General features: G+C 68.1%; 21 protein-coding genes and 1 pseudogene. 17 read left to right on the top strand and 5 right to left on the bottom strand.

All coding sequences use genetic code 11. The features are described 5' to 3' along the window. The first annotated feature begins 217 nt into the window (after positions 1-217). Positions 218-5,095 carry a diguanylate cyclase gene (locus tag AB0O15_RS32355; protein WP_364326327.1) on the top strand — a complete coding sequence of 1,626 codons (4,878 nt, stop codon included), beginning with the start codon at positions 218-220 and terminating at the stop codon, positions 5,093-5,095. Positions 5,096-5,181: 86 nt separating this feature from the next. On the opposite strand, the gene AB0O15_RS32350 is transcribed toward AB0O15_RS32355, so the two are convergent. After that, on the bottom strand, positions 5,182-5,577 hold the full coding sequence (locus AB0O15_RS32350; protein WP_364326324.1) for a M23 family metallopeptidase: 396 nt from the start codon (positions 5,575-5,577) through the stop codon (positions 5,182-5,184). Between the two features lie 212 nt (positions 5,578-5,789). Next, the gene (locus AB0O15_RS32345) at positions 5,790-6,707 is read right to left on the bottom strand and encodes a VCBS repeat-containing protein (protein ID WP_364326321.1); all 918 of its coding nucleotides are present in this window, start codon (positions 6,705-6,707) and stop codon (positions 5,790-5,792) included. A gap of 668 nt (positions 6,708-7,375) precedes the next feature. Here AB0O15_RS32345 and AB0O15_RS32340 point away from each other — a divergent pair. The 4 genes from AB0O15_RS32340 (at position 7,376) to AB0O15_RS32325 (ending at position 11,561) form a co-directional block, all read left to right on the top strand. Then, on the top strand, positions 7,376-7,735 hold the full coding sequence (locus AB0O15_RS32340) for a response regulator (protein WP_364326318.1): 360 nt from the start codon (positions 7,376-7,378) through the stop codon (positions 7,733-7,735). Next, positions 7,732-9,171: an ATPase domain-containing protein gene (locus AB0O15_RS32335; RefSeq protein WP_364326315.1), complete on the top strand. Its 1,440-nt coding sequence runs from the start codon at positions 7,732-7,734 to the stop codon at positions 9,169-9,171. The genes AB0O15_RS32340 and AB0O15_RS32335 overlap by 4 nt, the downstream gene beginning before the upstream one ends. A gap of 393 nt (positions 9,172-9,564) precedes the next feature. Next, positions 9,565-10,596: an ATP-binding protein gene (locus AB0O15_RS32330; RefSeq protein ID WP_364326312.1), complete on the top strand. Its 1,032-nt coding sequence runs from the start codon at positions 9,565-9,567 to the stop codon at positions 10,594-10,596. 545 nt (positions 10,597-11,141) lie between these two features. Next, the gene (locus AB0O15_RS32325) at positions 11,142-11,561 is read left to right on the top strand and encodes an STAS domain-containing protein (RefSeq protein ID WP_364326309.1); all 420 of its coding nucleotides are present in this window, start codon (positions 11,142-11,144) and stop codon (positions 11,559-11,561) included. Between the two features lie 840 nt (positions 11,562-12,401). Here AB0O15_RS32325 and AB0O15_RS32320 read toward each other — a convergent pair. After that, entirely contained in the window at positions 12,402-12,923 is a 522-nt protein-coding gene (locus AB0O15_RS32320) for a response regulator (protein ID WP_364326306.1), read from the bottom strand. Between the two features lie 282 nt (positions 12,924-13,205). Here AB0O15_RS32320 and AB0O15_RS32315 point away from each other — a divergent pair, with 282 nt between their 5' ends. From AB0O15_RS32315 to AB0O15_RS32295, 5 genes are all read left to right on the top strand, one after another. After that, positions 13,206-16,460 carry an alpha-L-rhamnosidase C-terminal domain-containing protein gene (locus tag AB0O15_RS32315; protein ID WP_364326303.1) on the top strand — a complete coding sequence of 1,085 codons (3,255 nt, stop codon included), beginning with the start codon at positions 13,206-13,208 and terminating at the stop codon, positions 16,458-16,460. A gap of 87 nt (positions 16,461-16,547) precedes the next feature. Beyond that, the gene (locus tag AB0O15_RS32310) at positions 16,548-16,883 is read left to right on the top strand and encodes a hypothetical protein (protein ID WP_364326301.1); all 336 of its coding nucleotides are present in this window, start codon (positions 16,548-16,550) and stop codon (positions 16,881-16,883) included. Next, complete coding sequence (locus tag AB0O15_RS32305) at positions 16,880-17,806, top strand: oxygenase MpaB family protein (protein WP_364326298.1); 927 nt, start codon at positions 16,880-16,882, stop codon at positions 17,804-17,806. Before AB0O15_RS32310 ends, AB0O15_RS32305 begins: the two co-directional genes overlap by 4 nt. A gap of 356 nt (positions 17,807-18,162) precedes the next feature. Beyond that, positions 18,163-18,564, top strand: a complete 402-nt coding sequence (locus tag AB0O15_RS32300) for an isopentenyl transferase family protein (RefSeq protein WP_364326295.1) — start codon at positions 18,163-18,165, stop codon at positions 18,562-18,564. 29 nt (positions 18,565-18,593) lie between these two features. Next, positions 18,594-18,869 (top strand): cytochrome P450, encoded by a 276-nt coding sequence (locus AB0O15_RS32295; RefSeq protein ID WP_364326672.1) that lies wholly within the window; start codon positions 18,594-18,596, stop codon positions 18,867-18,869. 88 nt (positions 18,870-18,957) lie between these two features. Here AB0O15_RS32295 and AB0O15_RS32290 read toward each other — a convergent pair whose 3' ends face one another. Together AB0O15_RS32290 and AB0O15_RS32285 are read right to left on the bottom strand one after the other, a co-directional pair. Beyond that, positions 18,958-19,053, bottom strand: coding sequence for a multicopper oxidase domain-containing protein (locus AB0O15_RS32290; protein WP_364326669.1), 96 nt, complete (start codon positions 19,051-19,053; stop codon positions 18,958-18,960). A 173-nt stretch (positions 19,054-19,226) separates the two neighbouring features. After that, positions 19,227-20,423 carry a histidine kinase gene (locus AB0O15_RS32285; RefSeq protein ID WP_364326292.1) on the bottom strand — a complete coding sequence of 399 codons (1,197 nt, stop codon included), beginning with the start codon at positions 20,421-20,423 and terminating at the stop codon, positions 19,227-19,229. Between the two features lie 146 nt (positions 20,424-20,569). On the opposite strand from AB0O15_RS32285, the gene AB0O15_RS32280 reads away from it, so the two are divergent. From AB0O15_RS32280 to AB0O15_RS32250, 7 genes and pseudogenes are all read left to right on the top strand, one after another. After that, entirely contained in the window at positions 20,570-21,139 is a 570-nt protein-coding gene (locus AB0O15_RS32280; protein ID WP_364326290.1) for a hypothetical protein, read from the top strand. Positions 21,140-21,262: 123 nt separating this feature from the next. After that, a pseudogene (locus AB0O15_RS32275) lies at positions 21,263-21,874 on the top strand (ATP-binding cassette domain-containing protein). A 55-nt stretch (positions 21,875-21,929) separates the two neighbouring features. Continuing rightward, positions 21,930-22,358, top strand: coding sequence for a hypothetical protein (locus AB0O15_RS32270; protein WP_364326287.1), 429 nt, complete (start codon positions 21,930-21,932; stop codon positions 22,356-22,358). A 142-nt stretch (positions 22,359-22,500) separates the two neighbouring features. Next, a complete protein-coding gene (locus tag AB0O15_RS32265) occupies positions 22,501-23,025 on the top strand; it encodes a hypothetical protein (RefSeq protein WP_364326285.1) in 525 nt (174 codons plus the stop codon). Between the two features lie 68 nt (positions 23,026-23,093). Continuing rightward, the gene (locus tag AB0O15_RS32260) at positions 23,094-23,507 is read left to right on the top strand and encodes a DoxX family protein (RefSeq protein ID WP_364326282.1); all 414 of its coding nucleotides are present in this window, start codon (positions 23,094-23,096) and stop codon (positions 23,505-23,507) included. Between the two features lie 220 nt (positions 23,508-23,727). Further along, positions 23,728-24,159, top strand: a complete 432-nt coding sequence (locus AB0O15_RS32255; RefSeq protein WP_364326666.1) for a GMC oxidoreductase — start codon at positions 23,728-23,730, stop codon at positions 24,157-24,159. Between the two features lie 63 nt (positions 24,160-24,222). Continuing rightward, complete coding sequence (locus tag AB0O15_RS32250) at positions 24,223-24,702, top strand: HIT family protein (RefSeq protein ID WP_364326279.1); 480 nt, start codon at positions 24,223-24,225, stop codon at positions 24,700-24,702. Positions 24,703-24,782: the final 80 nt, after the last annotated feature.

Genomic DNA, 24,782 nt, shown 5'->3' with positions numbered 1-24,782 from the left:
CAGCTTGATGGCGTCGGTCTGTCCGGCGACGGCGCTGCCGACGACCCGCCCGGATGCCGGGTCCTGCACGAAGGTGCGCAGCTGGGCGAGCTGGTCGGCGGGAAGCTCCGGCGGGTAGTGCACTAGGTCACGGTGCGCGGCCGCAGCTGGCACGACCCCATCGCGGACCTCTCGGGGGCGGCTCAGCCGAACCGCCCACCCGGCCGAACAGTGCCTTGTGAGGGCCATCGAGGAAGTGCTGCACGACAGCAAGCGCACTAGGGTCGTCCGGATCCATCCCGCCGACGGCTCCGCCCCGATCATCCGTAAGGAGCCCCTCGGGCCCGGCGCGGCCGGACGGCTCCGCAACGAGCTGGCGATGCTGCGCCGTCTCGACGGGGTCGACGGCATTCCGCGGTTGGTTCCGCAGACGCCGGACGGCACGCTCGCCTACGCCGACACGCCGGTCGGGCCGCTGGCCGCGTTGCCCTCGCCGTGGGACGTGGGACCTTTGCTCCTCCTCGCTCACCGGCTGGCGACCACGCTCGCGGCGGTCCACCGGCAGGGCGTGGTGCACCGCGACGTGAGCCCCGCGAACATCCTGGTCCCGCTGGTGGACGGGCGGCCGGCGCCCGAGGGGCAGCCCATGCTGATCGACTTCGAGCTGTCTACCACGATGGCCGAGGATCGGTTCGCGGCGGTTCTCGAGGAGGGACTGGCCGGGACGCTGCCCTATCTGGCACCCGAACAGACCGGGCGCACCGGCCGGCCGGTCGACCACCGGGCCGATCTCTACGCGCTCGGCGCGACCCTGTACGAGCTCGAGACCGGCCGGCCGCCGTTCGGCCGGGACGGCGATCCGCTACGCCTTGTGCATGATCATCTTGCCCGCATGCCGGTGCCGCCCGCCGAGCTGAATCCCGACGTCCCGGCTCTGCTGTCCGAGATCACGATGCGACTGCTCGCGAAGGAACCGGATCGGCGGTACCAAAGCGGTGAAGGGCTCGCCTACGACCTGGGCCGGCTGCGCGACGGCGCCGGCGGGTTCCCGCTCGGCGAGCGGGACTTCCCGATGCGGCTGGCACCGCCGAGCCGGCTCATCGGCCGCGACGAGCCGCTCGCGACCCTGCGCGCCCTGTTCGCCGAGGCGGTCACCGGCCACCGAGGCGTAGCCCTCGTCACCGGTCCGCCCGGGGTCGGCAAGACCGCACTCATCGCCCGGCTCCGCCCTGCCGCGGCGGCGGCCGGCGGCCGGTTCGTCAGCGGCAAGTTCGACCAGTACCGTCGCGACCTGGGTGCGGACGCCGTCGGGCAGGCGTTCACGGCGCTCGGCGTCCAGCTGCTCGCCGAGCCCGAGGAAGAGGTGGCCCGGCTGCGCGCGCGCCTGCTCGTGGATCTCGGTGCCACCGCCGGGCTGGCCGCCGCTCTGTTCCCGCCGTTCGCGGCGCTGCTGGGCGTGCCGGCCGAGGAGGAGGCCGACGACACTCGGACGGTCGGGGCCCGGATTCGCCAGATGGGCCTGGGCCTGCTGCGGGCCATCGCCAGCAGCGCGCATCCGGTCGTGTTCTTCCTCGACGACCTGCAGTGGGCCGCGCCGACCGCGTTCGCCTTCCTCGACGCCGTGCTCGACGAGCCCGACCTGCCCGGCGTGCTGGTGCTCGGTGCGTTCCGCGAGGCGGAGGTGGACGAGGCGCACCCGCTCACGCCCATCCACAACAGGCTCCGGCAGGCCGGCCGGGAGGTTCGGCTGGACAACCTGCCGCCGGGCGACCTCGGCAAGCTGCTCGCCGAGATGCTGCGGCTGCCAGGCCCCGAGGCGGCGCCGCTGGCGGAGCTGTTGGCGGCCCGCACCGCGGGGAACCCGTTCGACACGGTCGAGCTGGTCAACGCCCTGCGTCGGGAGGGCGCCCTGGTGCCCGAGGGGGAGGGCTGGCGGTGGGATCCGGGTACGCTGCGCCGGTTCGTGGGGCGCGGTGACGTGGTCGACCTGCTCAGCAGCCGGATCGAGCAGCTGCCGCCGGCGAGCCGCGAGCTGCTCGAGGTGATGGCCTGCCTCGGCGGCGAGGTCGAGGTCGAGCTGCTGCGGATGGCGTCCGGTCTGCCGGCCGGCGCCGTCGGCCTCGGCCTGCTGCCAGCGGCCGAGGACGGCCTGGTGGTGGTGAGCCGGGAGGGGATCCCGGTGGTGAGCTTCCGGCACGATCGGGTGCAGCAGGCCGCGTACGGGCGGCTGAGCGCGCCCGCCCGGGCACGGCTCGGCCTCGATGTCGCTCGCCGACTCGCGGCCGATCCGCGATACGCGGCGGCCGCCGCCCAGCAGTACCTGCCGGCCCTCGACGTGCTCACCGACCCGGCCGAGCGGCACACCGTTGCCGGCCTGCTGCGCAGCGCCGCCGCCACCGCCCGGATGGTCAGCAACCACGTCGCCGCCGAGACGTTCCTCGCCGCGGCTCTCGACCTCCTCGACCCGTCCGACGACAACTACCGTGCCGTCCAGGCGGAGTGGCACGTCGCGCTGTGCGGACTCGGCCGGTTCGCCGAGGCCGACGTCGTGTTCGAGACGCTGGAGGCGGCCGGACAGGATCCGGTGCGGCACGCCGGAACGGTCTGCGCGCAGATCGTCGGCTACACCAACCGCGGGATGGTCGTGGAGGCGGTCCGCCTCGGGCTCGGCCTGCTCCCTCGGCTCGGCGTGCCGGTGCCGCCGCCCGCCGAGATGGGCGCGGAGATCGGCGCGGGCGTGGAGACGCTGTACGCGTGGCTGGCCGACGGCGACGCCGAGGACGACCTGCGCCGGCCCGACTTCACCGACCCCCGCCTGCTCGCCGTCGCCCGGGTGATCAACCGGCTGATGCCGCCCGCGTTCTTCTCGGACAAGGTGACCTTCGCCTGGCTGGTGATGAGGGCGGGCGAGGTGTGGATCCGGCACGGCGCCGCGGCCGAGCTCGTCGGGCCGTTCGCCCACGTCGGCTTCGTCACGATCCCGGTGCGCGGCGACTACGCGGCGGGATACCAGGCCACGCGCCGGGTGATCGCGGTCAGCGCGGCCCGCGGGTACGAGCCGGACACGTCGCAGGCGAAGTTCCTGCACGCCCTCAGCACGATCGCGTGGTTCGAGCCTGTCGAGCACGGCGTGCGCCTGGGGCACGAGGCTCACGACGGGCTGCTGCGCGGCGGCGACCTCCAGAACGCGGCTTCCACCTACTACGTGACGCTGCCCCAGCTGGTCGACTGCGGTCCCGACCTGGACGTGCTCGGCACCGAGGCGGACGCGGCCCTGGCACTGTGCGATCGGATCGGCTACGACCACGCCGGCGCGGCCTTCGTCTCGTACCGTCAGCTGTGTCGGGCCCTGCGCGGCGAGACCGCCGGCCCGGGCCGGTTCACCGACGACGCCTTCGACGAGGGGTCCCACCTCGAGTCGGCGGCCACGAACCCGACCGCGCTGGTGAACTTCCACATCGTGCGGGCCTTGGCCGCGGCGGTCTTCGGCGACGACGCGGCACTGGCCCGCCACGCGGCGGCGGCGGTGCCGCTGCTGCCGGTCATCACCGCGACCTACGGCAACGCGACGGCGCACATCCTGGCTGTGCTCGGGGCCGCGCACCGGGCCCGCACGGCGAGCGGCGCCGAGCGGGAGGCGGCGCTCGCCGACCTTCGTGTGAGCCGGGACTTCCTGGCCGCCAGGGCGGCCGACCAGCCCGGGAACTTCCGGCATCTGCTGCGTCTCGCCTCGGCCGAGGAAGCGGTGCTGGCCGGGGACTTCGCCGCCGCGGCGGCCGCCTACGACGCCGCCGTGGCGGACGCCTCGGTGGCCCGCCGTGCCTGGCACGCCGGCCTGATCTGTGAGCGGGCCGCGAGCTTCTTCCATGCCAACGCCATGGAGCACACGGGCGATCGGCTGCTGTCGGATGCGTGGGGTGCGTACGCCCGATGGGGCGCGATCGGTAAGACCCGCCAGCTGGAGCGCGACAACGGATTCCTGGCAGCGGCGCCCGCCCGGACCGGCAACCCCGGCGCGCTGACCACGTCGAGCAGTCTCAACGTCTCCACGGGGGTGATCGACCTGCTCGCCGTGCTGGAGGCCGCCCGGGCGCTGAGCTCGGAGACCGACCTCGACCGGCTGCGCCTGCGGGTCGAGCAGGTGCTCAGTGCGATGACCGGCGCCACCGCGGTACGGGTGCTGCTGCGGGACGAGGCGGGCGGCGGGTGGATCCTGCCCGCCGACGCGATCGTCGGCCGTCCCGCGCTCCCCGCGGCCGAGGCTGCCGGCTTGCTGCCGCTCACCGCCGTGCGTTACGCGGAGCGCACCGGTGAGCCGATGCTGGTCGAGGATGCCTCGCGCGACGACCGGGTCGCCCGCGACCCGTACTTCGCCGGCCTCGACCACTGCTCACTCCTCGTCGTCCCGGTGCTGAGCCAGGGCGTACCCAAGGCGATGTTGGTCCTGGAGAACAGGCTGACCCGGCAGGCCTTCACCACCGCCCGGTTGGACGCGGTGCTGCTCGTCGCCGGTCAGCTCACCGTCTCGCTCGACAACGCGCTGGTCTACGCCTCGCTGGAGCGCAAGGTCGCCGAGCGCACCGAGGAGCTGGCGGAGGCGAACTGCCGGCTCGAGCAGCTGACTCTGACGGACCCGCTGACCGGCTTGGCCAACCGCCGGCGGCTCACCGAGGCGCTCGAGGCCGAGTGGGTGCGAGCCCTGCGATCCGGCGAGCCGATCGGCCTGGCGATGATCGACATCGACAATTTCAAGAAGTACAACGACCGCTACGGCCACCAGGGCGGCGATGAGTGCCTGCGGCGTGTAGCGAGGGCCTTGGCCGCCAGCGTACGCGGCACCGACGTGGTGGCCCGATACGGCGGCGAGGAGTTCTCGATCATCATGCCCGGGACCACCCTCGCACGCGCCGGTCAGGTCGCCGAACGGGCCTGCCAAGCGGTGGCCGAGCTCCGCGAACCGCACGCGCTGGCCGACCGAGGCATCGTCACGATCAGCGCGGGCGTCACCGCGGCCGCTCCGGCGACCGGCGCCCAGCCGGACAGCCTGATCAAGCTGGCCGACGAGGCCTTGTACGACGCCAAGCGAGCCGGTCGCAACCGCGTCGTCACCACCTGACCCCGCAGCTGTCGATGCCTAATGACGAGATACCGGCCGTACAGTCGGATCATCGAACGCCGTCCTGGAGAGGTTGGGCTCTGGTGTCAGGAGGAAGTTCCGCTGCGAGCTGGGCTCGGTGCCGGGCAGTTCTCGCTGACGTGCCGGACCTCATACTCGCGGTCGTCGGTGGTGATGCCCGATGGCCGGCCGGCGAAGTACGCCTCCACCTTCTGCCGGCCGATCCTCTGCTCGTAGTGCAGGTGCGCGGCGCCGGACCGGCCGGTGCTGCCGACCTTGCCGATCTGCTGACCGATCTGCACGCGCTGCCCCTGCTCGACCATCGGTGGCTCCAGCAGGTGCAGGTATTGCGTCTGCCACCGGCCGCCGTGGTCGAGCCGTACCCAGTAACCGCCGCCGCTGCCTCGAGGACCTTTCGGGTTCTGTTGGGTGACGAACCATCGGAAACTCTCAACCGTTCTCAGAGCGGTCGAGGCCCACACCGATTCAGTGCGGGCATTCGTCGTCTCGGGGCGAGGTCTCGGCCGGCGGGGCGCCGCGGGAGGCCGCCTACCGGATGCTGAGTCTGCTCGGCCCGGGCCTCGCCGCCGACGACGCCTTCACGGCCGAATTGGCCGTGCGCCTGGCCGGGGGTATGAGCGACCGGCGCCGCCCCGTCGAGGGGCGGCGCCGGAGGAGATCGCGGTTCTGTGGGCTACCAGAGGATGCCGGGCTGCGGAATCTCCGAGCCGGCGGCGAAGTAGTTGTGCCACTTCCAGCCGGTGCCGGAGAAGGAGGTGCCGGTGGAGCGGGCCACGTAGACGTCGGCGGCCGCGCCGCGGGTGAACGTCACGATGTCGTCGCGCCCGTCGCCGTTGAAATCACCCGTGCCAGGGATCTCGGATCCGGCGGCGAAGTAGTTGTGCCACTTCCAGCCGGTGCCGGAGAAGGAGGTGCCGGTGGAGAGGGCGACGTAGACGTCGGCGGCCGCGCCGCGGGTGAACGTCACGATGTCGTCGCGGCCGTCGCGGTTGAAGTCACCCACCGACGGCAGTTCGGTGCCGACGGCGAAGTAGTTGTGCCACTTCCAGCCGGTGCCGGAGAAGGAGGTGCCGGTGGAGAGGGCGACGTAGACGTCGGCAGCCGGGCCGCGGGTGAATGTGGCGATGTCGTCGCGGCCGTCACCGTTGAAGTCGCCGACGGCCGGGATCTCGTTACCGGCGGCGAAGTAGTTGTGCCACTTCCAGCCGGTGCCGGAGAAGGAGGTGCCGGTGGAGAGCGCGACGTAGACGTCGGCAGCCGGGCCGCGGGTGAATGTGGCGATGTCATCGCGCCCGTCACCGTTGAAGTCACCGACCATTGGTGTCTCCGTGCCGGTGGCGAAATGGTCATGCCATTTCACGCCGGTGCCGGAGAAGGAGGTGCCGGTGGAGAGCGCGACGTAGACGTCGGCAGCCGGGCCGCGGGTGAAGGTCACGATGTCATCGCGCCCATCACCGTTGAAATCCCCGGCGACACCGCTGAACCCGCCCCCGGGCGGCGGCGCGGCCGACGCCGAGGTGGCCGGAATCTGCACGATCATCGTGACGGCGGCGGTCGCCGCCAGGCTGACGAGACGCGTTAGCGAAAACATGATGATGGTCCCCGTTTCTGTCTGATGAATTGCCGGGCAGTCGACTGTGAATCCGGATCAAACTAGCGCTGATCCGCGCATTAGCCGCTCTTCAGTCTGATTGCTGTCCAGAACCAGTAAAAGCCACATCTCGGTCGGGCCTCAGGTAGCCTCCCGGCTCCCGCGAAGCGGGGGCGATGTGGCGTACGCGTGGACGACAGCGGCGCCGGCAGATTTCAACGCTGGCGTGGCGCCAACGGATCTGGCGTCCGAAGCCGCTCAGCGTCGCGTCATGGATCTGCGTGCTCAGGCGGCGGCGGGTCGGGTGCCGGCCTTCGAGTCGCATGCGTATGGCGTCAGGACTAGCACCGGCGCCTGGTATCTGGTTGACCAGCGCTGACGCCGGCGTGAGCTCCGCGGCGGTGGCTCCGTGGTTTGGGGTGGGTAAAGGCCGCGTGATCTTCGTTCGCGATCTGGCGAAACGGCTTGACTACGGTCTGGCAACTACCAGTAAGTCGCCCTAAGTCGGGGCCAAAGGTATAAAGTTATCTTGTTCTGTCGTGGTTCAGGGGCATCAGGGCTTCCTGGCCGCTCGCTCCCCACCCCCAGACCCCGGGTGGGCTGACGTGTCCGGTCGACCAATCGGCTGACGTCGTGGCCCAGTCACGTTCAAGGCGGGTGGGGTCTCGTTGTTCAAGATCTTGGTGGTCGATGACGAGCCGGACCTGCGCTACCTCCTGCGGCGGGTCTTCGAGCGGGCCGGTTATGAGGTGGCGGACTGCGGTAACGGCGCGACGGCGCTGGAGACCGCGCGTCGATCGCCACCGGATCTGGTAGTGACCGACATGATGATGCCAGTGATGGGCGGGGCTGAACTCATCCGCAAGCTACGCGCCGACGCGGTCACCGCGCAGATACCGATCCTCGCCGTTACCGGCGACGCGCACCTGGCAGTTGGCGCCGACGCGGTGCTGGCCAAACCCTGGACATCGCAACTGCTGTTGGCTGCGGTGACCGCGCTCATGGCAGAGAAGGCGGATCGAACGTGAAACGACTGGCAACAGGTGTTCCCGGACTTGATGCCGTGCTCGGCGGTGGGCTCGAGCCCGGTTCGGTCACCGTGCTTGCCGGCGCCCCCGGGGCCGGCAAGACGATCCTGGCCCAACAGATGTGCTTCGCCAACGCCACACCGGAACACAAGGCCGTCTACTACACGACCCTATCGGAGCCACATTCCAAACTGGTCCGCCACCTGGACCCGTTCGACTTCTTCGTCCTCCAAGCGTTGGGCCCGCGGGTGGAGTACCTACACCTGGGTGATCTCATCCGCGGTGACCGGCCCGGCCGGATGGAACCACTGGTCGACGAGGTAGCACGTAAGACGATGGACGAACATCCCGTCCTGGTGGTGATCGACAGCGCGAAGGCGTTGCGGGACTTCACCGGCGAACGCGAACTACGGATGGCCTTCTACGACCTGACCAGCCGAATGGCCCACGCCGATGCCGCGCTCCTTCTGCTCGGCGAGTACACCCCAGCCGAGATGGCCGCAGGGGTTGAATTCTCCCTGGCCGACACGATCATCCACCTCGCATACGAACCCCGCGAACCGATCGACCGGCGCTGGCTGCGGGTCGTGAAAATGCGCGGCACCCACCACCTCGAAGGCAAACACACCTTCCGCATCAGTGCACGCGGGTTCGAGGTGTTCCCCCGCATCGAAACCCTCGACACCGGGCCGGCGCAAGAGGTCACCGGCCGGATCCACAGCGGGATTCCCGGCCTCGACGTCCTCATGGGCGGCGGGATCGGCGCCGGCGAGGCCACCGTCATCCTCGGGCCGTCCGGAATCGGCAAGACCATCGCCGGGCTCGGGTTCGTCACCGAAGGCATCAGCAAGAACGAACGCTGCCTCTACGTCACCTTCCAGGACACCGCCGACCAACTCGTCAAGATGGCCGCCACCTTCGGCTGGGAACTCGGCACCGCCCGCGACCAGGGACACCTCATCGTGCACCACGTGCCGCTCGGCGAACTCGACCTGGACCTGCTCGCCGAGCGCATCCGTCAAGAACTCCTCGGCGGCCCGATCCACCGCGTCGTGATCGACAGCCTCGCCGAGATGGTCTTGGCCGCCCGCGAAACCGACCGGTTCCCCGCCTACGCCCGCAGCCTGACCGGGATCATCCGCGCCGCCGGCGCCACCCTGGTCATCACCAGCGAAACCGCCGCCCTGGGACCCAGCCAAGAACCTATCGGCGGAGTCACGTTCTTGTTCCACAACGTGATCCTGTTGCGCTACATCGAGATGAAGTCTTCCACCGGCCGAGCGCTGAACATCGTGAAGATGCGCAACAGCGACCACAGCAAAGACGTTTACTGCTTCACCGTCGCCGCGGACGGTCTGACCGTCAGCGGTCCCCTGGAATCAGTCACCGGGGTGCTCGGCTGGAGCGCGCTACGAACCCCTACCCCCGCCTCCTGAAACCGGAGGCTGGCATCTATCGGATGCCGGACGGGGACAACGCGGTGGGCAGACCAGTGGGAGATCCATGAAGGACTCGGCCCGGGCAGGGGGAAACCTGCGCGCGATCCGCTGCCAGTCGTAGGCCCGTCACAGACAGACCTCGCCCCGGCTTACCCCGCTCGACCAGCGCCACGTCGGTCTTGACCGTCGCCCTCGACACTCGTGCCCAGACCGGATAATCGTACGAACAGTGCCTTGTCACGCTTTAGAGGCTTTCGCCGGAGCGCCGGCCCGCGGTAGCTTGGTCGCGAATCCGCCAACGGCGGAGCAGCCCGTCTTCCTGAACTCAGGCGATCACGGAGCCCGATCTGTCGTCGCGGCTTCGCGATGCGGAACACGAGGTCCTGGCCGATGGCCGACGAACACTCTGCTGCACGGCAATCAGGTCCTTCCCCGAGCCACCCCGGACCTCCGGATCGGGTATGGGACCTGGTCAGCGCGTACGGTCCCGAGCCGGTCGGCTTGTGTCAGGTCGTTGGCAGGCTAGTGCCCGGCATCGACGGGATCGGCTTGTCAGCCGGCAGCCGGGCGTCTGGCCCGCTGCTCCGGTTCGCCAGCGACGACGCCAGCTTCCTGATCGAAGACCTCCAGCAGACCCTGAGCGAAGGCCCCTGCCAGGACGCCGCCGCCACGCGGCGGCCCGTGATGGCCGCTGACCTGGGGACCGGATCCTGGCGGCAGCGGTGGCCGCGGTTCACCAAAGCCGCCCTGAAAGCCGGGATACGGGCGGTGGCCGCACTGCCGTTGCACGCCGGCGGAGTCCGCCACGACGGGGCACTGGACCTGTATCGCCGTTACCCGGGCGCGCTGGACGGCACCCAACGGACAGCGGCGTCAATCTTCGCCGCGGCGGCCGCGGAACTGCTCACCCTGGACGAGCTGGGTCTGAAACTAACCGAAGCCTTCACTAACGGCCGGGGCAGGTGCACGCCGGCCGTCGCCGGGTCCAGCGCCGCAGCAGGCCCGCCGGCGGTGCCGTTGGTCTGCTGGTTCGACGCCACGACGCTGTCCGAGGTACGCGCGCAGGTACGAGCTTATTGTGCCAGCCACGGCCTGACAGGCGACGACCTGTACCTGTTCGTTCTGGCCGTACACGAGGCGATGACCAACGTCGCACGCCACGGCGGCGGTCGCGGCCAACTGGTGCTCTGGTGGCACGCTGACCACCTGTGGTGTGAAATCGCCGACCACGGTCCCGGTATCCCCAGTACCTACCTGCCGGCCCGACAGCCCGACACCAGCCGGCTCGACCAGCGTGGGTTGTGGCTCATCAGGCGGATATGCACCAGTTGTAAGGTGACCACCGACGCCACCGGCACCCGCCTGCTGCTCGGCTACCGCCTCGACCATCGCACCGTCACCAGCACAATGCCGGACCTCTGAGGCGCTGGCCAAGAGGGGTTTCAGGGGTTGGTGGCGGGCCGACCGTCGGGGTATCACGATGATCATGTCCATTGGACCATCGCGGCGTGATGGTGTGGCAGGTATTCGTAGTCGTGGACGGTGCGCCGGCACCGGTCGATCCAGCACAGGGTGCTCGAGGGTCCACCGGCAGTACGACGAAGGTGCTCTGCCCGGCCAGTTTCGCCACGATCGGTGCGGGAAGTCGGCGGCCAGCGCGACACCACCAGCACTCTCAAGGGTGAACCACACTTATCCCGCTGACCACGACCCGCAAGTACGACAGCACACAACAAAAGCAGTGTGAAGGGAAATGATCTGGGTATCGCCTGGCCACGCCGCTCGGCCCCGTTACGGGCGACCGCCGCAGACCGGGCCGCACGAACAGAATCTCCAGGAATCAACCCGCCGGGCGCCCAAACAACAAGCCGGTCCGAGCCGCGACCCCCGTAGAATGCAAGGTGCGGTTCTCTTGACGAACCGTTGCCTAGGACCCCGGCATGCTACAAGCCCGCCAAGGCGTAACCATGCCCCCGAATTCCGATGGCGCCAACCAAATCCGCGAAGCGATCCTTGGTATCGCCAAGCCCGTCATCCCCGTGAACACAGCCCCGCCCATCACCATATCCGCCACCCAGCGGCCCTGCGGCACTCTCACCGTCACGGTGGCCGGAGAACTCGATTTCGGCACTGCGTCCACCTTGTACCGGCAGATCTGCGGGCTCCTCCACGGCCAATACGGCGGCGAACTGGAACTGGACTTCTCCCGTCTCGACTTCTGTGACCTGGCCGGACGGCGCGCCGTCCACGCGGTGGCGGAAACCGCCACGAAAAGGTGGTACCGCACTCGCATCACCGCAGCGGCACCATGCCTCGACAAGGTGCTGGAGCTATGCCGCATTCCTGTGTTCCTGGGCTACACGCCGCCGCAGAAGCCGTTGCAGTGATTCCAGCACGGTGTAGCAGTCCACTGCCAGCCGCACACGGCACCAGGGGGTCTGGAAGAACGACCCTGCGTAGTCGATCTTTTCGATTTTGCGCTCCGAAATGATGCTCCCAACAAAATAGATTTCGTTCAACCTAATAGTATGACTTTGAACAGGGCAACCTTCATCGCCACGGAGATGTACCAATTCCGCATGATCGAGTGCGCGCTTCTCGGCAAATCAGCTTACGCCGGGCCGAGGTCTAACCAGTCTTGCCATCACATACGGTCATTTGATTCTCTACAAGATGGGGCCGCGGCGGGTTGTCCTCCTCCTGGCGAAACTCATCTTGTCCGTCGCGGCCTTGGCCCAGCGGAGCAGATTCGATGAGACGAACTAGGCCCGACTTCTCTCATTCGACCTGATCCGCTACAGCTCAGGCTATGTCGGTCGGATCAGGTTCGTTGAGAACTCACATTGATAGCGGGCGTCCGGACCTGGGCGCGGCAATGAAGGTCATCCGCACCCATCTGCGCCGGCGCCCGTCTCTCGTCTCGGCCGCGCACGGCTCGGCCTGCATCCTGACCGGGGTGCTTCAGGCGTTCCACAACGGTCGGCGAGCCCGTTTTCGTAGCCCCACCCGGCGTTGCGTCTTACGTTGGCCGGCGTGGGGGTGTCTGAGGCGTTGCCCGGTTTGGTGGTGCCACGACCCGACCGAGGTCGCCAACGCGCGCGTCAAGCCCATATCTGCGGCTGCGGGGCGGTGGCGTGTTGGACGCAAGGCGCGAGCTGGTGGGCACCGGATCAGGCGGCTGGGTCTACTTCGTCGAGCCTACGAAGGTCCACGCCGCCCGGTGCGGGTTAGGTGCAACCTTCGACGGAATCCGGCCGAATCATTCCTGAGGTACGTGGGGCGGAGGTCGTCGGGGTGTCTGCGTCGGTGGACCATCGGTCGAGGGCGGCTTGGAGTTGGTCTGGGTCGATGGGTTTGGCGAGGTAGTCGTCCATTCCGGCGGCGTAGCAGCGTTGCCGGTCTTCGGCGAGGGCGGCGGCGGTCATGGCGATGATGGGGGTGTGTTGGTTCGTGCCTTCGTGGTGGCGAAGTTCGGTGGTGGCGGTGTAGCCGTCCATTCTGGGCATTTGGCAGTCCATGAGGATGGCTTGGTAGGGCTTCGCGGCGGCGAGGTCGAGAGCCTCCAGGCCGTTGCCGGCGATGTCGACTTCGTAGCCGAGGGAGGCCAGGGTGTCGACGGCGACCATCTGGTTGATGAGGTTGTCTTCGACGAGCAGGATCGTGCCGTGGCTGCCGATGTCGGCGGGGGGAACTGGTGCGATGGTGCCGTGTTCGGCTGCCTGGGCTACGTCCGGGATGAGGACTTCCAACAGGCAGTTGTAGAGCTGGGAGGGGCCGATCGGTTTGGGGAGCATGCCGTCGGCGCCGGCGCCGACGCCGGCGCCGACGCTGGTGGCGATCTGAGTTACGTCGGGGAACTCACGACGTAGCGGTGAGAGGTTCCGCGCGCCGTACCGCTGAAGATTTCGTAAGAACCGCCGGCTAGGCCTTTGCGCGGCGCCGCGGCGGTTCCCGGGCGGCGGTCACTCGACACTGTCCGATAGCCACATCGACGAACGCGTGTACTTCGGGGCAGAGTTGGTTCAGCCGTCTTGACGGTCGACCAGCAGCTGGCCTATTTTGTATTGAAAGGTTTCAATCAGCGGTTGTGCACCCGGGAGACTGTCATGAGACGCGCCGGCCCCGTCCGTATCAAGCAAGGGCTGGCCCTGGTCATGGCGGCCGTGATGTCTTCCGTGGTGCCGGTCGGCACTCCGGCTGCCTCCGCAGATCTGCGAACCGAATCACCCGGCTGGCCGGCAAACCCAAATTGGCGCCGCTACGTGCAGACCCCATCGACACCGGACGTGCATCCGGTCGGCGTGGTGGGAACGTCCGGGGACGTGGCCAACCCGCAGGGGCTTACCAACCCCCGCGCCGGCGAGGTCACGACCCTCACCGCGACGACGCCCCAGAGATTGTCGTCCAGCCCGGTGACGCTGACGTTCGCGGACGCGCGTACCCGCTATGTCCAACTGCACGTCACGAGACTGGGCCTGACCCCCGCCGGAGACCCCGCGGGAACCTACGTCCAGCTGGCCGAGCTTCAGGTCTTCGGTGACGACCCGAGCTCGAATCTCGCGGCAGGAAAACCCGTCGCTGCCTCCGACACCATCGAGGCGGCCGGCTGGGGCCGGAGCTTCCTCACCGACGGTGTCACCGACACGCAGAACGGCTCCGCCCACGGATGGACATCGACGGCCCGTGGCTCGACCGACACGAGCGCCTCCCCGGTATGGGTGACGATCGACCTCGGTTCGATCAGCACAGTGAGCCGCGTCGTGCTCTGGCCGCGCACGGACACCCTGTCGCCGGACGGGCGGACTGCTTCCTTCCCGGTCGACTACTCGATCCGGACCAGCGCGACAGACGGCCAACCGCCCGACTCCGAGACGCGGGCGACTGTTACCGGGCAGTCCAATCCGCCAGTGCCGACGACCATTGGCGGTGCCTCGATCATCCTGGACTACGGACACGAGGTCGGCGGGTTCCCGACCTTCGACGTCAGTGCGGTATCCGGCTCACCAACGCTGCAGGCCGGCTACAGCGAGACCCGCACGCAGATCGGTCCACGGGGCGACGGCGTGCCGCCCTGGGCCAGTGGCGATCCGAACCGATACAACATCTACCAAGTCAGCCGGCCCGGACGGATAACCAATCCAGAGATCCAGGGAGGGCAACGCTACCAACAGATATCGCTGACGACTCCCGGAAGCATCTCGTTCCGCTCGGTCGCCATCCGATACACCGCCTTCCGGCCACGGCTGGATCGCAACAGCGGCTACTTCATCTCCAGCTCTGACGAGCTGAACCGCTACTGGCACAACGGTGTCTACACCACGGAAGTCAACCAGCTGCCAGTCGGCACCACCGGACCTCGGTGGAACACCGACGACCGGTCTCTTGACGTTCCCGGCTCGGCCGAAGGCGCTGGACTGCTGACCGCTGGAACCGCCTGGACCGATTACACGGTCACCTTCCAGACGAAGACCACGGCGAATCAGGCCGGGTGGATGCTGCGCGGGCAGGACGCTCAGCACGGATACCTGCTCATCCTCGACGCCGCCGACGACACGGTCCCTGGCGGAGGCCCGAACGTCCTGCAGCAGATATCGCAGTCCGGCGGCACCTACAAGACAATCGCGAACGTGCCGCTCCCGGCTCCGGTGCTGCCGGGAACGTGGCACACGGTCAAGGAGGTCGTCAGCGGAACGACGGTGACGACGTACCTCGACGGCCGCCGGATCGCAAGCTTCGACTCGGCCGCTTTCGCCCCCGGCACCGCGGCTTACGCGACCGGCTCCTTCGGATTCCGTCAATTCACCGGCGAACAAGCCAGCTTCCGCAGGCTGTCGATCACCTCACCGGATGGCTTGCTCTACCAGAACTCGCTGTCGAACTCCGCCGCGATCGCGGACTTCACCATCCCCGGCAGAAACACCGTCCCGCTGATCCTCGACGGTGCCAAGCGTGACCGCGCCGTGTGGTCCGGCGACCTCGCCGTCGAAGGACCAACCGTGTTCTACTCCTCCAACGCGACTGAGTACGTGCGTGGTTCGCTCGAGCTGCTGGGAAGCTGGGCAGGAAGCGACGGGTACGTTTCGGGCTCCATGCCACCGCAGACACCGATCAACACCGGCCCGCCCGGAAGCACCAGGAACGGCTACTCGGCTTCGTACTCGATGTATTTCGTCCGCGTCCTGGCCGAGTATTACCAGCACACCGCTGATCGTGAATTCGTGCTGAGGCAGTGGCCCCTGGTGGCCAAGGAGCTGGCATGGAGCGCCGCTCAGGTCGGCGCGAACGGGCTGTTCGTCACGACCAGCGGCAACGGCGCGGACTGGGACTACTACGATGGCCCGAAGACTGGCGAAGTGACCGCTTACAACGCCCTCTACTACCGGACCCTGCTCGACGGTGTCCACCTGGCGAATGCCGCCGGCCACCCCGATGTCGCAAACCAGTACGCGGCCCGGGCCGCGGCGCTGAGAACGGCGATCAACGCACGATTGTTCAACGCCGAAACAGGCATCTACGAGCTGAGCGACACGGTCAGGGGAGTGGTCGCCCAAGATGCCAACGTGCTCGCGATCGAGTTCGGGGTCGCGCCGGCTGACAAGGTGCCGGGCATCCTCGCGAAGATCAAGAATGAGCTGTGGACACCCGCCGGCCCGCTGCCCTTCTCCAGCGGGTACCAGGACACGATCAGCCCGTTCATCTCCGGATTCGAGCTCAACGCACGCTTCCGCGCCGGCGACACAACCAACGCCCTGCGCCTGCTCACCAACACGTGGAGCCAGATGATCGCCCCAGGTGATCTCTACACCGGGACGTTCTGGGAGAACGAAAGCATCAACGGGACTCAGGCATCAAACCAGACCAGCATGGCGCACGGCTGGTCGGCGATGCCGACTTCCGCCTTGTCGAAGTACGTCCTCGGAATCCAGCCGGTCGAGCCCGGCTACCGGACGTGGCTGGTGCGGCCGCAGCCGGGCGACCTTGCCTGGACCAAGGGTCAGGCGCCCACGCCGCACGGGCCGCTCGCCGTGGCGTGGAGCCACAACAGCGCCTCCGGGCAGTTCACCATGCGTGTTCAGGCACCGAGTGGAACCTCAGGCACCGTTGCGGTTCCAACGTTCGGACGTTCCATCGACATCAAGGTCAACGGGCGTTCGGTCTGGCGCCGAGGGCGAGCGACAGGCGCAAACCCCGGGGTGTATTCAGCCAGCCTGCACGGCGACTACGTCGAGCTTGCTGTGGGGGCCGGCCAGCAGAACGTGTCCTCAGCTCCGACTCCTGCCCGATGACATGTCACCGAGCGACCTGACGACCCCGCCGTGACGTCTTTGACAGTCGGCCGCGTCTTGGGAGGGGTACCGGGACCTGACGCTCATGTGTACGCGGGTCTCTCCTCGGACCTGCCCCGGGCGCAGCCCGGCGCCTCCAACCGGTTCACCGCGATCTATCACCAGGTCCTTCGCCGGCAGGGCGCCCCAGAGGCGATGGCACTTCGCTACCTCGCCTCGTACGGCCTGCCGACCTTCGACAGCGCCCGGCGGACCGAGCACGGCGTCGCCCCGCAAGTCTTCACCCGGGGCGACGCGCGCCGGCCGGCGCTCGCGTTCTTCCCCGGCTATCCAGCCCTCACCAATCCGGTCCCGGCCAACCTCGGCCGGGCGCTCAGCGGCGAATTCGACCTGCACGGCCTCACCCACCCGATGCCGGTGTGACCGCCGAGCCGCCGGGCTCGGAGCCGCTGGGCCCGGATTCGCTGGGCCCGGATTCGCTGGGGTGGCTGTACCTCAGCGACTGGCGGGGGATGCTGGTCGGTCTGTGGGCCGGTTCGCTGCAGAACATGCATCCTGCCTTGGGCGCCGCGGTTCGCGACCACTCGCAGTTCTTCGACGAGCGCTGGGAGCGGCTGTTCCGCTCGCTCTACCCGCTCGCCGGCATGGTCTACGACGGCCCTCAAGCGGCGCGCACCGCCCGGCAGGTCCGCGATTACCACCTCGCCATCAAAGGCGTGGACGAGCGGGGCCGTCGCTACCACGCGCTCGACCCGGACACCTTCTTCTGGGCGCACGCCACCTTCGCGATGGTTCCGGTGGTGATGTGCCGGCACTTCGGCCGGCCGCTCACCGAGCCGCAAAAGGAGCAGCTGTACGCCGAGACCCTGCGGTGGTACCGGATGTACGGGGTGAGTGACCGCCCGGCACCGGCCGACTGGCGCGGCTTCGAGGCGTACTTCGACCGGATGTGCGCAGAGGTTCTGGAGGACAACTGGGCGACCCGGGCGGTGCTGGATCTGCGGCGGATCGGCAGGCCGCCGCTGTTGCGGTGGCTGCCGGACGCGGCGTGGAGCGTGCTCCGAGCGCCGATGGCGCGGTTCGTCGTGTGGTTGACCATCGGTATGTACCCGCCGGCGGTGCGGGCCAGGCTGGGTTATCGGTGGTCGCGCCGCAGCGCCCTCGCGCTGCGGATGGTCGGTGGCGCGGTCGCGTTCGGCTGGCGGTTCGTGCCGTTCGAGTGGCGCTACCACCCGCGCGCACGAGCGGCCTGGCGTCGCGCCCGTGGATCGTCCGCGCCACCGATGGAAACCCCGCGGCGGAACCTCCCGCCCGCCGGCCGAGTGCGCAACGCGCCGGAGGCCTAGTTCGCAAAGCGTTTCAGCCGACGGTCCGTCCGCCATCTGGCAGCGGTGGTATCGGTGCTGGTACCGCTGTTGCGGTACCACTGAAGTCGAGTCCCACGCGTGCCCGGCGTCGGCGCCGGCTGGGAGTCAACGGCCGGGGCGCTCGGAAACGTTCTCCGGCACGCCCTCGCCGAACCGCAGCGTTGGCCACGAATCGCCCATGACGAGCACAGCGTCGCCGGCGCAGCAGCGACCGGCGGGCAGATGTCCGGTCGCCCACAGCGGCTGACGCGCAACCGTGCTACCGCGGCCGTGGTAGGCGGCAATGTCTATGTCCGGAGGACGCAGGATTCCGGCGATCAGGCAATCGTTGTCTCATGATCGTGGTGAACGAAGTCCCACGCCGGCAGAGCGTCGAAAGCGCCGTCGACATTCTTCCGGCCAAGGCGGAACTCGGCTTGGTGAGGGAAATCGGTGGTGTCGGCATCCACCCCCGCGCGCTTGATCAGGACTCGGGCGCGCCAGAAGCCATCGTCCATCACGACCGGCGGCTCAACCTGATCCTCATCGTCGGTCCGACCGGGGTGGGCAAGACCGACCGAGCCATCGAGCTGGCGCGGAAGGTCGACGCGCCGATCGTCGTCCTGGATCGCGTGCAGTGCTATGCCGAGCTCGCGGTCGGGTCGGCGCGGGATGACGGGGGCGGCAGGACAGCCGGATCTGGTCCGCGGCGAGCAGGTCGAGGACAGCCTGCTGGGCGCCCTTGCCGCCGCGGATGACCTGAGCGAGCGCGAGGTGGTCGAGACCGCTGGGGCTGGGGAACGCGAACCGCGACCCGCGCCGGTACCCCGGCCCTGACCGGTTGGACCTCGCGCGTGAACCGGCAGGCCACTTCTCGTTCGGCCGCGGCCCGCACTATTGCCTCGGCGCCTCCCTCGCCCAGCTGGAGGCGGAGGTGGTCATCACGACGCTGTGCCGCAGGCTGCGGGGATTGCGGCTGGCGGGAGAGCCGGTTCGGCACACGACGATCTTCTCCGGCGTCGCGCATCTGCCGGTCGCATTCGCGGCCGGCCCTGGAACCTAGGAGAACTGGAGTTCGGCCCGGCGTTGCGACCACAGGCGCATCTTCCAGCGGCACCGATCCGGGCGGGCGCGGGCAGGCATCCGGTTTCTCAAACCACATCGAAGTTGGCCATCATCCCCATGTCCTCGTGTTCGAGGCTGTGGCAGTGCATCATGTAACGGCCGCGATATCCCGCGAACCTCACCAGAACTTCCACCGGTTCGTACGGTCGCACGTCCACCGTGTCCTTCCATCCCGACTCCCACGGCGCCGGGCAGCGTCCCCCCGCGAGTCAACACCTGGAACTGCGCGAGATGTACGTGCACCGGATGGTGGAAGTCACTGGTGAACCGCCCGGTCGAATTCGTTTGGTCACGTCTACACCTTCCTGATGAGCGCGGCGGGCAGGAAAGCTCGTACGGCGAAGTGGCCGTTGGTGTCGGGGCCGGCGTCCAGTGTGCCGCCTACGGAGGTGGCTCGTTCTCGCATTCCGGTGAGGCCGTGTCCGGGGTTGGGGTGTGGGCTGGTTGTGGGGCGGGTGCGGTTGTTGACGGCGATGGTGAGTCCGGTGGGGGTGTAGCTGAGTCGTAGGTGGGCGGTGGGTTCGCCGCCGTGTTTGCGGACGTTGGTCAGTGATTCCTGGACGATGCGGTAGGCGGCGAGGTCGACGGCGGAGGGTAGGGGTCGGGGTTCGCCGTCTTGCTGGTGTGCGACTTGCAGGCCGGTGGCGGCGACGGAGTCGAGCAGGCCGCCGAGCCGATTGAGGCCGGGTGTGGGTTCAGTGGTTGTTTCGGGGTCGTCGGCGTGGCGGAGCACGGTCAGTACGGTGGAGAGTTCTTCGAGTACGGTGCTGACGGCTTGCCGGATGTGGGTGAGGGCTTCTTCGGCTTGGTCCGGTTGTAGCCGTAGTAGGTGTGATGCCACTTCGGTCTGTACGTTGATCAGGGCGATGTGGTGTGCCACGACGTCGTGCAGTTCGCGGGCGATGTGTAGTCGTTCTTCGGCCACCCGGCGGCGGGCTTCCTGGTCGCGGCTCTGCTCGGCCCGCTCGGCCCGCTCTTCGACCGCCGCGACGTACGCCCGCCGGGTTCGTAATGCGTCACCGAGCGCAATTGCCATCCCCATCCAGGCCAAATCCTCCAGCGTTTCGGCGGAGTCCCACACCTGTCCATCGAACCCCACTGCGGCGAGGAAGACGACCAACGCGGCGCCCGCACCGGCAATCCACGCGGTCGTCCGCCTGCGGTGGGAGGCAAGGGTGTACGCACAGATCACCGACACCGTGGTCAGTGTGTAACTCTCGCCTCGTGCGGCCACCGCCCAGGCCGCCGCGATGGTTACGACCGCCAGGACCGCCACCGGCCACCGGCGGCGCAGCGTGATCAGCAGGGCAGCCGCCGCGGCGATGACGAAATCCAGCGTTGTCAGGTCACGGCCCGGAATGCCGCGGGGACCCTCCAGCACCGACAGCAGGGACAACACGCCGATGAGCACTCCCAGCAGCGCGTCCACCACCTGGGGACGGCGCACCGCGGCAGCCCGGATGCGCGGGAATCGGGTGTTCAACAGGACCATGCCAGTGACCGTACGCAACCGAGGCCTCGCTGACGTCGTGCACGTGTCGTACGGCCGCGCACGCCACCGCTACTACGGCGGCGGTAGTCCGCGATGACCACCGTAGGAGGACGCGGGACCGCACCCCGGCGGACCATCGTGAAGACATGTTCGATGAACGCAAAGCCCCGATGCCGCGACCTCATGCGCTGCTGGCTGGTTCGCTGGTTCGCGTCGTCGCAGGCCTCCGGCGGCGGACGGCCGCATCTCCGCGCCCACATCTGCCCCGAGGTGAGTGGGTCCTGATCAGTGAGCACGACACGCCGAGAAACCGTCAGGTCCTGGCGACCCGGCACGCGGTCTATTACCAGAGTTCCCCGTGGGAGCTGGAGCCTTGGTGCCGGCTGGGCTGGGACCAGATCCAGCGGATCGACTGGGACGCTGAGCACGCCCAGATCACTTTCGTCCATGGCGTGATGTACCAACGACCTAACCTGGTGCTGCAGCTGGGGACCGATCTCAGGTTCCTCGATCTGGCCCGTGAGCGGATCACGGCCACCACTGTGCTTCGCGTGCCGTTGTATCGCTGCGGGCAACCGGTCGGCTGGTTGACGGCACGGCGGCGAGCTGACGGCCGCGGCGACGTGCGGTGGATGCTGGGCCCCGACGACGTTTCATGTCCCCCAGAAGAGGTGGCGCAAGCCATCAGGCAGATCAGCGGCCTGGCCGGCCTGTAGTGCTGCCCCACGAGCCTTGGCCACGACTGACGGCCGATCCGACCGCACTACTACAGCGGTGGTAGTCGGAGATGTCCACATGCAGAAGACGCGGTCAGCGCTCGCCGCATTCATTGTGGTCAGATGATTGAGGTACACGATCTCACCAAGCGCTACGGCGACAAAACCGCCGTCGACGGGCTCTCTTTCACCGTCCGGCCGGGCATTGTCACCGGTTTCCTCGGACCCAACGGCGCCGGGAAATCCACCACGATGCGGATGATCCTGGGCTTGGACCGTCCCACCTCAGGCACGGCGACGGTCAACGGCCGGTCGTACGCCCCACATTCCGCCCCGCTGAAAGAGGTGGGCGCCCTTCTCGAGTGACCGCGGAACACCTGGTCATCATCGGGGCGTGGCGCGCTGATCGCTGATGTATCCGTCAACGATTTCATCGAACGAGCCTCGCTGAAGACGGTCCGGGTGCGCTCTCCGCAGGCAGCCGCCCTGCACGACCTTCTGGTCGGACCAAACATCTCGATCACCACCGTCTGCCGCGGCGTCCTGGAGGTCTCAGGTCTCAGCGCCGACCAGATCGGGAACCTCGCGGCCGACGCCCGGCTCGTTCTGCACGAGCTGACCCCTCAGCAGCCATCGCTCGAGGAAGCCTTCATGGCCCTCACCCGCGACGCCGTGGAATACACCGCCACCGCCGCGCGGGCCCCGCTCGCCGGCGCGGAAGGAAAGGCCGCCTGATGAGCACTCTCGGCCTGCGCGTCACTCAACGGGCAAAGTTGTGGTGTTCTCCGGCGTGACCTTCGGCCTGATGGCCGTCTCAGCATTCATCGCTTTCCTCGGCGGCCAAGCGATCCTCGGCGACAGCGGCGTCTCCCTGGCGGACCCGGGCGTCGTCCGGGTCATCCTCGGCTCGGCCGGCTATCTCACTGGCGCGGGACTGCTCGGTCTGGCACTGGGAACGTTGCTGCGCTCCACCCCGGCCGCCCTGAGCACCTACTTCGGCGCCATGTTCCTGCTCTCCGGAATCGCGGGCCTGCTGCTACCAGCGAGCTGGCGCGACGACGTCGGCCCGTACCTGCCGGAGTCGGCCGGAGCGGCCATGGGTTCGCTCACCCGGGGCGACAACGGCCTTGCCCCCTGGGCCGGGATGCTGGTTTTCCTCGCCTATCTCGTTGTGGTCGGCGGCGCTGCGGCGTGGCGGCTCATGCGCAAAGACGCCTGAACTCGGAAGCAACGTACTGCAACCGTGGTACCTCGCAATGTCCATGGCTGTAGGACGCGAAGCACGGCCTCACCCGACGATTGTTAGACCGTGACCGCGGTCACGAGGACCGAGCTTTGTCACATGACTCCGGAGGACTCTCATGGGCACCGTCAACGGGCTGCCCGCCCACATCCTGCTGGTGCACGCCATCGTGGTGCTGCTTCCCTTGGCGGCGGTGCTCCTCGTTCTCACCGCTTGGTGGCCGGCGGCGCGTCGCCGCCTGGCCGGGCCCAACGTCCTCCTGTCGGCAGCAACGCTTGTGCTGGTGCCGATCACCATGGATGCCGGCCAATGGCTGCAAGATCGGGTTCCGGACACTCCTCTCCTGCAGGACCACACCCAACTCGGTGACACGGCGTTGTACGCAGCCTTCGCCGTGACCGTCATGGCGCTGGTCACCTGGTGGCGCCATCGCGAGGCACTGCGGGTCAGTGGTGTGCCTTCCGGAGCCAAGCGAACCTTCCTGGCCCCGCGTAACACCGGCGTGACCGTGGTCGTCGGTGTCGTCGCCTCCCTCATCGCAGGCGCCGCGCTCTACGACGTCTACCTCATCGGCGACTCCGGCGCGCGGGCGTCCTGGACCGGGGATTACAGCGCCACGGTCATCGAGGACAACGCCGACTGACCGCCTGCCGACCGCTGCGGTGAGCCGGCAGTCGGCAAGGTCTCACCCTTCCACCCTAGGAGTAGCGCATGTCTTCTCTTGCCATGTCCCCGTCGCGCGCCCAATCCATCGTTGCCTGGTCCCTGCAAGGGCTCCTGGCCGTGGGATTTCTCTACTTCGGCATCACGAAATACACCGGCGGCGCAGAGATTGTCGCGTCCTACGAAGAGATCGGCGCCGGCCAGTGGCTGCGCTACTTCACCGGAGCAACGGAGATCCTCGGCGGCCTCGCCTTGCTCTACCTGCCGCTGGCGGGTCTGGCCGCTGCTGCCCTGGCGGCGCAGATGGTCGGCGCGACCATCACCCAGTTCGTCTTCGTCGACGATGGCAATGCGGTCATCCCGATCATCTTCGGGCTGCTCGCCCTGGCGATCGCCTGGCTCCGCCGCGACCAGTCCGTCAAGACGCTGCGCAAGCTGCATCTCCTTCCCGTCAGTCGCTGAGCAGTGCTCGTCCGGCCTGGCAGGACCTTGGCTGTGTTTGGGAGGCCGGCGCAGAAAAGATGCCTCCGCCGCCACGCGCTCAAGCGGTGTCTTTCTGGGGCAGCGACGGCGGTGCTGATTCGCCGAAATTCCTCATGTACTCCGGGGCCGACGCCTTCATGAGCCCTGAGGCGCAAGCACGCTACGGCCGACCAGAGTCAGCTTCACTTTGCTGCTCGGCATGCGGCTGCGATCACGTGGATCCGTGCGACTCGCCGACACCGACCCGTCGAGCGCGCCTCTGATCGAGACCGGATTCTTCGACGAACCCGATGACCTCCGAGATGCCGTCGAGGCATACCGCTTCGCCGAATCGATCGCACACTCCAAGGCCATGGATCCTTACCGGGGCATCCGCTCCATCCCCGGCGACGTTTCCGACGACGACGTCGCGGCGTACATCAGGTCCGCCGCCGGCACCTTCTGGCATCAGTGCGGAACAGCCCGGATAGGTCTCGACGAGAACGCCGTCGTCGATGCGGAGCTGCGCGTCAGGGGATTCGAGAACCTGCGGGTCGCGGACGCGTCGGTCCTGCCTCGCGTGACGTCCGGCAATATGATGGCGCCGTGCGTAGTCGTCGGATATCAGGCAGCCGGCCTGATCCGCGGGTGAACCCGGCCGATGCAACGGTCCGGCACAGAATTCGCCGTCGTTCGCTTTGACCCGAGGGGTGTGATGTTCAACCACGCGCCGACTGACTATGTGTGTCCCTTCTGCCGGCTGGTGGGGGGCGGCGAAGACGAACACCGCAAGCAGCATGACGTCGTGAGGCGTGACGAGTTGGCTACCGCGTTCGTCTCGCCTCGATGGTGGCCGAGGAATCACGGCCACGTGATGGTCGTGCCGAACGCTCACTACGAGAACCTGTATGACCTGCCGTCTCGCTACGGACACGCGATCCACGACCTGGCGCGCGAGGTCGCGATCGCCATCCGGCGGACCTACGGCTGCGACGGGACTTCGTTGCGCCAGCACAACGAACCCGCCGGCAACCAAGACCGATGGCACTACCACATGCACGTCTTCCCGCGTTACGTCGGCGACGATCTCTATTTCACCCGGCCGGAGCGGGACTTCGCTCCGGCCGAGCAGCGGCTGCCGTATTCCGACAAGCTGCGGGAGTATTTCACGTCGACTGCTCCGAAATCGCCGTAAAGGTAAGCGGCGGTTCCCTGACACTGCTCGCCGACGACCGCGACAGCCGTTAGGCGAGTGCGCTCACTCGTGGCCATTCC

Source organism: Actinoplanes sp. NPDC089786 (assembly GCF_040684855.1).
Taxonomy (GTDB): domain Bacteria; phylum Actinomycetota; class Actinomycetes; order Mycobacteriales; family Micromonosporaceae; genus Actinoplanes.
The sequence above is the reverse complement of the archived record's forward strand: the minus strand, read 5'-3'. Positions and strand labels throughout refer to the sequence as shown.